Source organism: Streptomyces anatolicus, assembly GCF_019400875.1.
In the GTDB taxonomy this organism is placed as follows: Bacteria; Actinomycetota; Actinomycetes; order Streptomycetales; family Streptomycetaceae; genus Streptomyces; species Streptomyces anatolicus.
This window is the reverse complement of the sequence record NZ_WMBF01000259.1, coordinates 1-8,818: the sequence shown is the minus strand read 5'-3', so window position 1 is coordinate 8,818 and position 8,818 is coordinate 1. Positions and strand designations below refer to the sequence as shown.

The following is an 8,818-nucleotide window of genomic DNA, read 5'->3' as shown; positions in this document are numbered from 1 at the left end:
CGCCTCGCGCGCTCCGGTCTGCTCCACGACGTCCGCCCCGCCCCGTCTTCGCCTGCTGTGAAAGGTACGAGAGGCACCATAGGCGGACAGGACCGCGGTTGAAACCTCGATCACGTCGGGTAAGGTAAGGCTTACCTGCAATCGATCGCGATTCGGTGGTCCCTCGCATGTCCGTTCCCACCTTGGCCGCGCCCGCCCAGAGTGCCCCCAGCGCCGTCGCGGACTCCTATGCCCGCCTCGCCGATGTGTTCCCCGGACTGCGCGTCACCGAGCTGGGCGCCGATGAGCGGACCCCCCACGGCGGCGGCTGGGTCAACGCCGCCAGGCTCGCGGAGGGCGGGGCCGACCTCGACGCGTTCCTCGCGTGGGACAACGCGCAGGTACTGAAGGACTACGGCACCCAGGCCCGCCCCGACGTGGTCGCGAGCTTCGGCCTGCACCGGTACGCCTGGCCCGCCACCCTGCTGATCACGGTCCCGTGGTTCCTGCACCGCCGCGTCCCGCGCCTGCCGGTGGCGAACGTCTCCTTCCAGCGGAGCCTGGGCCGCATGGCCGTCCGCACGGAAGGCTTCGCCTGCCTGCCGGACGACCCGGCGGCCGCACTCCCCGGCGCCCACGTCGTCCCCGACGAGGAGGCCCTGCGCGCCGAGGTGCGGGCGGCGGTCGCCGAGCACCTGGGCCCGCTCCTGGAGGGCTTCGGCCCCCGGATGCGGCGCCGTTCGCGCGCCCTGTGGAGCGCGGCGACCGACGAGATCGTCGAAGGACTCTGGTACATCGCGCACCTCCTCGGCGAGGAGCGCCGCGCGATGACGGAGCTCGAGCGGCTGCTGCCGGGCGCCACGAAGCCGTACGTGGGCACGGCCGGTTTCCGGGAGCTGACGGGGCCGAACGGCGAGTCGCTGCCGACCCGCGACCGGGCGAGCTGCTGCATGTTCTACACGCTGCGCCCCGAGGACACCTGCGTCACCTGCCCGCGCACCTGCGACACGGAGCGCGTGGCACGGCTGAGCGCCACCGCGTCCGTCTCCGGCTGAACCACCCCTTCGGGCCTGTTTAATCGAACTCAACGCCTGCCGTTCAACCGTCAGTTCGAGCTAAAACGCGTTCTGTGCACTCCCTCGCACCCCCTTGGCGTTCTCTTGTCCCGAAACCCTCCTGAGGGCCGCCGGGATCGGGTCACTATGGCGCCGAAACGCCCTACCGCGACGCAAGGGACCCCAGATGAGACTGACCGATATATCGCTGGACTGGCTGCTCCCCGGCGGCGTCCTGCTCCTGGGCGTGCTGGTGGCGGTGGCGGTGCTCGCGCGCGGAAAGCGAGGCCACGGCAAGGCGGCGAAGGCGGGCGCGGGCGACGACTCGTGGGAACGCAGCGAGGAGCGCCGCAGGCGCAAGGAGGCCATCTACGGCACCGCGTCGTATGTGCTGCTGTTCTGCTGTGCGGCGGTCGCCGCCGCGCTCTCCTTCCACGGCCTCGTCGGCTTCGGCAGGCAGAACCTCAGCCTCTCCGGCGGCTGGGAGTACCTGGTGCCGTTCGGCCTCGACGGCGCGGCCATGTTCTGTTCCGTCCTGGCCGTGCGCGAGGCCAGCCACGGTGACGCGGCGCTCGGCTCACGCCTGCTCGTGTGGACGTTCGCCGGGGCCGCCGCCTGGTTCAACTGGGTGCACGCGCCCCGGGGGCTCGGCCACGCCGGTGCCCCGCAGTTCTTCGCCGGGATGTCGCTCTCGGCGGCGGTGCTCTTCGACCGCGCGCTGAAGCAGACCCGCCGGGCGGCGCTGCGCGAACAGGGTCTGGTGCCGCGTCCGCTGCCGCAGATCCGTATCGTGCGGTGGCTGCGCGCGCCCCGGGAGACCTTCGGCGCCTGGTCGCTGATGCTCCTCGAAGGCGTACGGACGCTGGACGAGGCAGTCGAGGAGGTGCGGGAGGACCGCCGGGAGAAGGAGCGCACCCGGCTGCAACGGCGCGACCAGGAGAAGCTGGACCGCGCCAGGCTCAAGGCGATCAGCCGCGGCCACCGGGGCTACGCCCGCGGCGGTCGGCAGGTCGATGTGCAGGCGGTCTCCGCGGCCGCCGGGTCCGCGCAGGTCGGCGCGGACCCTGCTATAGCGGCGCAGGAAGAGCTGCCGGTACGCGCCCGTCCCTCCCTCCAGGCCGTCAGGAGTGACTCCGAGAGTGCCACCCCCGTCACCGTCGACCTCACGGCCGAGGACGACACCCAGACCCTGCCCCGGCTCGACTCGCTGGAGCAGAAGCTCAAGGACCTGGAGCAGCAGTTCGGCTGATCACACCAGGTGCCTGGCGGTGGCGGCAGGCTTCACGCCGTGCCGCCACCGTTCAGCTCGAACCACACCGCCTTGCCCACCCCGTGCGCGCGCACGCCCCACGCGTCCGCGAGGGACTGCACGAGGACCAGGCCCCTGCCGTTCGTGCCGTCGTCGGCCTCCGCCGCCCGCGGCTCGGGGTGGCGGCCCACGAAGTCCCGCACCTCGACGCGCAGGCCGCGCGGGCCCAGGGTCGCGGTGACGATCGCGTCGTGATCGGTGTGCACCAGTGCGTTGGTGACCAGTTCGCTGGTGAGCAGCTCGGCCGTGTCGGCCCGGCCCGGATTCCCCCAGCGTCTCAAGAACTCCCTCAGGGCGGCCCTGACCTCGGGTACCGCCGACAGATCCGACCTCCCGAGCCGCCGGCTGAGCTGCGTCCGGCCCGGTCCGGCCTGCGCTCCCTCGGCTGTCTCGTCCCGTACGTTCGGCGAAGAGGCCCCGATTCCCCCGGGGCCGCCCCCACGTGACTGCCTCGTCATGACCCCCGCCCACAATGCGATGACCTTGCCTCCTTGCTCGAACAACCTCACGGGATGCATGCCCCGGCCCCATCACGGCACTCCTGTCGAATCATCAACCAATGGCGGAGGTGTGCCGAAATGCTGAGGGGAAATGAAGCGGTGGACCCCGCCGCCGAGCGTTTCGAGGAGCCCCGGTGCATGACGACAGACTGCTGGTGGAAGGCCGCCTGGAGCGGGCGTTGCGCCAGTTCATCCGCCCCGCCCAGTACTCGCACAGGGTTCCGCTCGCCCTCTCCGTCTGGCACGCGCCGGGCGAGCCGGTGCCCGTAGCGGCGGCTCTCGAGGCGTCGTACGAACCCTTCGAGACCGGCACGGAATGGGGAAGTCCCTGGTCGACCAGTTGGTTCCGCCTTCAGGGGCGGGTCCCCGAGCAGTGGCGGGGGCGCCGGGTCGAGGTGGTCGTCGACCCCGGGTTCACGGGTGACGCGCCGGGGTTCCAGGCGGAGGGTCTGGTGTACGACGCGTCGGGTGTGCCGCTGAAGGGAGTTCACCCGCGCAACCGGCATATCCCGGTGGCCTCCCCCGCGCGGGGCGGCGAGCCCGTGCACCTGCTCCTGGAGGCGGCGGCCAATCCCGCTGTTCTGCACGACTTCGTGCCGACACCCCTGGGCGACGTACTGACCGCAGGCTCTCGGCCGATCTACCGATTCGCGTCTGCCGATCTCGCCGTACTCGACGAGGACGTATGGCGGCTGACCCTGGACATCGAGGTCCTCGCCGAGCTGATGGCCGAAGTGGACCCCGACCGTCCGCGTCGGCACGAAATCCTCCGGGCCCTTGAGGACATGCTCGACGCGCTCGATCTGCACGACGTGCCGGGCACGGCGGCCGCCGGGCGCGCGGCCCTCGCCGATGTCCTCGCCAAGCCCGCGCACGCGAGCGCGCACCGTGTATCGGCAGCCGGTCACGCGCATATCGACTCGGCATGGCTGTGGCCCCTGCGCGAGACGGTGCGCAAGGCGTCGCGGACCTTTGCCAATGTGACGGCGCTTGCCGAGGAGTATCCGGAGCTGGTCTTCGCCTGTTCGCAGGCCCAGCAGTACGCGTGGGTGAAGGAGCACCAGCCGCACATCTGGGAGCGCGTCAAGAAGGCGGTGGCGGACGGGACCTGGGCGCCGGTCGGCTCGATGTGGGTGGAGTCGGACGCCAACATGCCGGGCGGCGAGGCGCTGGCGCGGCAGATCACGCACGGCCGGCGGTTCTTCCGCGAGGAGCTGGGCGTGGAGACGGAGGAGATCTGGCTGCCGGACTCCTTCGGATACACCGCCGCCTTCCCGCAGTTGGCGAGGCTCGCGGGTGTCCGGTGGTTCCTCACCCAGAAGCTGAGCTGGAACCAGTCCAACAAGATGCCGCACCACACCTTCTGGTGGGAGGGCATCGACGGCACCCGGGTCTTCACCCACTTCCCGCCCGTGGACACCTACAACTCGCAGTTCCACGGCGCCGAACTCGCCCACGCGGAACGGAACTTCGCCGACAAGGGGCGGGCGACCCGTTCGCTGGTGCCGTTCGGCTGGGGCGACGGCGGGGGCGGTCCGACCCGCGAGATGATGGAGCGGGCGCGGCGCCTGAAATCCCTGGAGGGTTCGCCACGCGTGGAGATCGAGAGGCCTTCGGCGTTCTTCGCGGCGGCCGAGGAGGAGTACGGCGCCACGGCCCCGGTCTGGTCGGGTGAGCTGTATCTGGAGCTGCACCGCGCGACGTACACCACGCAGGCGGCGACCAAGCGCGGCAACCGCCGCAGCGAACACGCCCTGCGCGAGGCGGAGTTGTGGTGCACGGCGGCGGCGGTGCGCGATCGCGCGTACGTCTATCCGTACGACGCGCTTGACCGGCTGTGGAAGACGGTCCTGCTGCACCAGTTCCACGACATCCTGCCGGGCTCGTCCATCGCGTGGGTACACCGGGAGGCGCGGGAGACGTACGAGCGGGTCCTCGCCGAGCTGGACGAGCTGACCGCGTCGGCCGTGCGCTCCCTCGGCGCGGGCGGGCCCGCGGTGCTGAACGCCTCGCCGTACGCCCGCAGCGAGGTGGTGGACACCGGCGGCGGCACGCTGGCGCGCGTCGAGGTGCCCGCGCTCGGCAGCCGGAGCCTGGACAGCGCCGTGGCACCGGGCCCGGGAGCGGCCGCGCACACCACCGGCGACACGATCCTGCTGACCAACGAGCAGCTGAGCGTGACCGTCGACGCGGCCGGGCTGCTGACCTCGGTGAAGGACCTGGAGGCAGGCCGCGAGGTGCTCGCGGCCCCCGGCAACCTCCTCCAGCTGCACCCCGACCACCCCACGCACTACGACGCCTGGGACCTCGACCGGCACTACCGGCGGCGGTACACCGACCTCACGGACGCCGACTCCGTCGAGCTGGTCGAGGACGGGCCGCTGCGGGTCGCGGTGCGGGTGGTGCGCGCCTTCGGGGACTCGCGGATCACGCAGGAGATCCGGCTCGCGGCGGGCAGCAGGCGCGTCGATGTCGTCACGGATGTCGACTGGCGGGAGTCGGAGAAGGTGCTCAAGGCCGCTTTCCCGCTGGACGTGCACGCCGAACGGTCCGCCGCCGAGATCCAGTTCGGCCACGTCCACCGCCCGACGCACGCCAACACCGGCTGGGACGCGGCGCGTTACGAGATCTGCGCGCACCGCTGGCTGCGGGTTGCCGAGGAGGGGTACGGCGTGGCGCTGCTCAACGACGCGACGTACGGCCATGACGTGACGCGCGCGGAACACGGGGGCGCGCTCGCCACCACCGTGCGGCTGACGCTGCTGCGCGCCCCGCACAGCCCGGACCCGGAGACCGACCAGGGCGCGCACCGCTTCACGTACTCCCTGCTGCCCGGCGCGGACACGGGCGACGCGGTGGCGGAGGGGCTCGCGCTCAATCTGCCGCTGCGGGTGGCCGACGCGCCCGCCCTGGCGCCGCTGGTGAGCGTCGACCATCCGGCGGTCACCGTGGAGTCGGTGAAGCTCGCCGACGACCGTGACGGCGATGTCGTCGTACGGCTCTATGAGTCGCGCGGCGGGCGGGCCTCGGGCGTGCTCAGCACGTCGTTCCCGGTGGCGCGGGCCGAGGTGACGGACTTGCTGGAACGGCCGCTGCACGAGGCCGAGACGGGCGAGGCCGGGCTGAGGCTCACGCTGCGGCCGTTCCAGATCGTCACGCTGCGGCTGCGGCCCGCCTGAGGCAGGGCGGGCGCGCCAGGTCCGCGCACAAGGGTCAGGGCCTCGGCACGTTCCGCAGGTTCGAGCGGGCCATCTGCACCATCCGGCCCACCCCGCCGTCCAGCACGATCTTGCTGGCGGAGAGCGCGAAGCCGGTCACCATGTCCGAGCTGATCTTGGGCGGCATGGAGAGGGCGTTCGGATCGGTGACGATGTCGACCAGGGCCGGGCCCTTGTGCGCGAAGGCCTCCTTCAGGGCGCCCGCGAGCTGCTTGGGCTTCTCGACGCGGACGCCGTAGGCCCCGGCGGCGCGGGCCACGGCGGCGAAGTCGGGGTTGTGGTTCGCCGTGCCGTACGAGGGGAGGCCGGCCACCATCATCTCCAGCTCCACCATGCCCAGGGAGGAGTTGTTGAAGAGGACGACCTTCACCGGCAGGTCGTGCTGGACCAGGGTGAGGAAGTCGCCCATCAGCATCGAGAAGCCGCCGTCGCCCGACATCGAGACGACCTGCCGCCTGCGGTCGACGAACTGGGCGCCGATCGCCTGCGGCAGGGCGTTGGCCATCGAGCCGTGGCTGAAGGAGCCGATGATGCGGCGCCTGCCGTTGGGGGTGAGATAGCGGGCCGCCCAGACGTTGCACATACCGGTGTCGACGGTGAACACCGCGTCGTCGGCGGCGACTTCGTCCAGGACCGAGGCGACGTACTCCGGGTGGATCGGGACGTGCTTGTCGACCTTGCGGGTGTACGCCTTGATGACGCCTTCGAGGGCGTCCGCGTGCTTCTTGAGCATCTTGTCGAGGAACTTGCGGTTCTTCTTCGGCGCGACGCGCGGGGTCAGACAGCGCAGCGTCTCGCGTACGTCGCCCCAGACCGCGAGGTCCAGCTTCGAGCGGCGGCCGAGGTTCTCGGGGCGCACGTCGACCTGGGCGATCTGCACGTCGTCGGGGAGGAAGGCGTTGTACGGGAAGTCGGTGCCGAGCAGGATCAGCAGATCGCACTCGTGGGTGGCCTCGTACGCGGCGCCGTAGCCGAGCAGGCCGCTCATGCCGACGTCGAACGGATTGTCGTACTGGATCCACTCCTTGCCCCGCAGCGCATGGCCCACCGGGGACTTGATCTTCTCGGCGAACTCCATCACCTCGGCGTGGGCACCCGCCGTGCCGCTGCCGCAGAACAGCGTGACCTTGTCGGCCTTGTCGATCATCTTCGCGAGCTTGTCGATCTCCTCGTCGCCCGGGCGCACGGTGGGCCGCGAGGTCACGAGGGCGGTCTCGGCGGCCTTGTCCGGGGCGGGCTCGGAGGCGATGTCGCCGGGCAGCGACACGACGCTGACGCCGGACTGGCCGACGGCGTGCTGGATGGCGGTCTGGAGCAGCCGGGGCATCTGCTTGGGGCTGGAGATCAGCTCGCTGTAGTGGCTGCACTCCTGGAAGAGCCGGTCGGGGTGCGTCTCCTGGAAGAAGCCGAGGCCGATCTCGCTGGAGGGGATCTGCGAGGCGAGGGCGAGCACCGGGGCCATGGAGCGGTGGGCGTCGTACAGGCCGTTGATGAGGTGGAGGTTGCCCGGGCCGCAGGAGCCCGCGCAGGCGGCGAGCCTGCCGGTGATCTGGGCCTCGGCGCCGGCCGCGAAGGCGGCGGTCTCCTCGTGCCGCACCTGGACCCAGTCGATCTCCTTCGTGCGGCGGATGGCGTCCACGACCGGGTTGAGACTGTCGCCGACGACTCCGTACAGGCGCTGGACGCCTGCCCGGACGAGGATGTCGACGAACTGCTCGGCGACGTTCTGCTTGGCCATGCGGTACGCACCTCTTCACCCTTGGAACCTTGGGCCTCATGGAGCCCTTGGGGCCCTTGTAACCCCTTGGGTCCCTTGTAACCACTTGGAACCCTTTGGTCCATGAATTCACAGGTACGGCGGTCATGCCTCCCAGACCGCGGCGGCCGTGCGGTCGTCGGCGTACCCCTTGACCCTGACCTGGATGTCGGCCAGGAACGCGGCGAGCCCCGGCGGGCCGCTCTCGCGCCACCTGAGCGTGAGGTGTGCGGCCAGTCCGGGCTCGCCGCGCAGCGGTTCCGCGAGGCCGGCGCTGCAGAGCAGGAGGGTGTCACCCGGGCGGGCGACCGAGGCGCGGAAGCGGAACGGGTCGGAGGGCGGCTCGGGTGCCGGTTCGTAGGGGCTCGGGGGTGTGGTGATGTTCAGGTCCATGGTGAGGCGGTCGCCGTCCGGGGGCCGGGGCGGCGGTGAGCCGAACCCGACCACGGCCTCACCGGTGGTGTCCGCCACGCGCGGCTCGATGTCCTGCCACTCCCCCTCGCGCAGCCGGAAGAGGCCGCCCGCGCCGACGCCGAAGAAGACGCGCGTACGGCACTGGGGGTCGGCGGGCAGCAGGAGGCAGCGCAGGGATGCGGCGTACTCGTCCGGCTGGAGGCCGAGGTCGACGGCGTGCGCGCGGAGCTTGCCGAGGCTGCGGTCGGTGAGGCGGTGCAGGCCCGACTTCAGGTCGCCGCGCCGGGCGGCCCTGATGTCCTCGGCGAGCCGCTGGTGGCTGCGCCCCACGGCCCGGCCGATCCACGCGCAGGCCTCGGCGGCGGCGCGGTGCGCTCCCGGGGTGGCGCGGGCGCCGGTGGCCATGGCGACAAGGACCAGGGCGTCCTCGCCGGTGCCGAAGCGGGCGGTGAGCAGGGAGTCGCGGCGGGGCTCGCCGCGGTAGCGGGCGGAGTCGCCGCGCACGGAGGCCGCGCGCAGGGTGGAGGCGCCGTACCGCGCGCCGTCGAGCACGGTGTCCGCGACGGGGTCGCCGAGATCGTCCGGGT

Annotated in this window: 6 protein-coding genes; 3 read left to right on the top strand and 3 right to left on the bottom strand. The window is 71.8% G+C overall.

Annotation, left to right across the window (positions count from 1 at the left end; translation table 11 throughout):
- The first annotated feature begins 167 nt into the window (after positions 1-167).
- Together GKQ77_RS21250 and GKQ77_RS21245 are read left to right on the top strand one after the other, a co-directional pair.
- Positions 168-1,034 (top strand): (2Fe-2S)-binding protein, encoded by an 867-nt coding sequence (locus GKQ77_RS21250; RefSeq protein WP_219690516.1) that lies wholly within the window; start codon positions 168-170, stop codon positions 1,032-1,034.
- A 187-nt stretch (positions 1,035-1,221) separates the two neighbouring features.
- Positions 1,222-2,283 (top strand): DUF2637 domain-containing protein, encoded by a 1,062-nt coding sequence (locus GKQ77_RS21245; protein WP_219690515.1) that lies wholly within the window; start codon positions 1,222-1,224, stop codon positions 2,281-2,283.
- 32 nt (positions 2,284-2,315) lie between these two features.
- Here the strand turns inward: GKQ77_RS21245 and GKQ77_RS21240 are convergent, their stop codons facing one another.
- A complete protein-coding gene (locus GKQ77_RS21240; protein WP_219690514.1) occupies positions 2,316-2,801 on the bottom strand; it encodes an ATP-binding protein in 486 nt (161 codons plus the stop codon).
- 176 nt (positions 2,802-2,977) lie between these two features.
- Here GKQ77_RS21240 and GKQ77_RS21235 point away from each other — a divergent pair, with 176 nt between their 5' ends.
- Entirely contained in the window at positions 2,978-6,022 is a 3,045-nt protein-coding gene (locus GKQ77_RS21235) for an alpha-mannosidase (protein ID WP_219690513.1), read from the top strand.
- A gap of 34 nt (positions 6,023-6,056) precedes the next feature.
- Here GKQ77_RS21235 and GKQ77_RS21230 read toward each other — a convergent pair whose 3' ends face one another.
- Positions 6,057-7,799, bottom strand: a complete 1,743-nt coding sequence (locus GKQ77_RS21230; protein WP_219690512.1) for a pyruvate dehydrogenase — start codon at positions 7,797-7,799, stop codon at positions 6,057-6,059.
- Positions 7,800-7,922: 123 nt separating this feature from the next.
- On the bottom strand, positions 7,923-8,818 hold an 896-nt coding region (locus GKQ77_RS21225), incomplete at its 5' end, for a protein phosphatase 2C domain-containing protein (protein WP_219690511.1).

Bases quoted from the DNA above. Each gene is read 5' to 3' on its own strand.
- GKQ77_RS21230 (WP_219690512.1), bottom strand. From the start codon at position 7,799: ATGGCCAAGCAGAACGTCGCCGAGCAGTTCGTCGACATCCTCGTCCGG.
- GKQ77_RS21245 (WP_219690515.1), top strand. From the start codon at position 1,222: ATGAGACTGACCGATATATCGCTGGACTGGCTGCTCCCCGGCGGCGTC.
- GKQ77_RS21240 (WP_219690514.1), bottom strand. From the start codon at position 2,801: ATGACGAGGCAGTCACGTGGGGGCGGCCCCGGGGGAATCGGGGCCTCT.
- GKQ77_RS21250 (WP_219690516.1), top strand. From the start codon at position 168: ATGTCCGTTCCCACCTTGGCCGCGCCCGCCCAGAGTGCCCCCAGCGCC.